Consider the following 809-nt stretch of genomic DNA (forward strand, 5'->3'; position numbering starts at 1 on the left):
TCAGACTGTCGAGAAACCTCTCGGCAGTTTTCTTTTGTCTATTAGTTTTAACACGGCACCGCGTTAATGTGGTATAATATCGTTATTAAACCAACGATTAGGCGGTGCGCTTATGCTTCGTTCCCAATCCGACAAACAATCTGCGTTTGAATTTGTATGCATCGAAGATCTTGTCCCCAAAGATCATTTACTCCGCAAGATCGACAAGTATATCGATTTCTCCTTTATCCTTGAGAAGGTGCGCCCTCTGTATAGTTCTGACAACGGCCGTCCCTCAATTGATCCGCTCGTTCTCTTCAAGATGATCTTTCTTGGCTATTTGTATGGCATCCGCTCCGAGCGTCGGTTGGAACAAGAAATCCAGACAAATATCGCGTATCGCTGGTTTCTCGGGTTGAATCTTAACGATCGCGTTCCAGACCACACTACGATTAGCTGGAACCGCCGGACGCGATTTAAGGACACAGGTATCTTTCAAGAGATTTTCGACGAGATCGTGCTTCAAGCCATGCGCCACAAGATGGTTGGAGGTCGTGTTCTCATAACAGACTCCACACACCTCAAGGCCAATGCCAACAAGAGAAAGCATGTCACGCAAGAAGTACAGATCGGCACACGAGAATACATCCAACAGCTTGACGAAGCGATCAGCGAAGACCGGGAAGAGCACGGAAAAAAGCTCTAAAACCGAGGAAGGAGGTGACAGAGACTCGTACGATAAAGGTCAGTACTACCGACCCGGACAGTGGATACATGGTTCGCGACGGGAAGCCGGAGGGCTTCTTTTACCTCGATCATCGCACCGTAGA

1 pseudogene is annotated in these 809 nt (G+C 48.0%); it reads left to right on the forward strand.

Going from position 1 to position 809, the window contains the following annotated elements:
• Window positions 1–112 precede the first annotated feature (112 nt).
• Window positions 113–809 (forward strand): annotated as a pseudogene (locus tag FE782_RS32055) (transposase); the annotation flags it as partial.

Source organism: Paenibacillus antri, assembly GCF_005765165.1.
GTDB lineage: Bacteria > Bacillota > Bacilli > Paenibacillales > YIM-B00363 > Paenibacillus_AE > Paenibacillus_AE antri.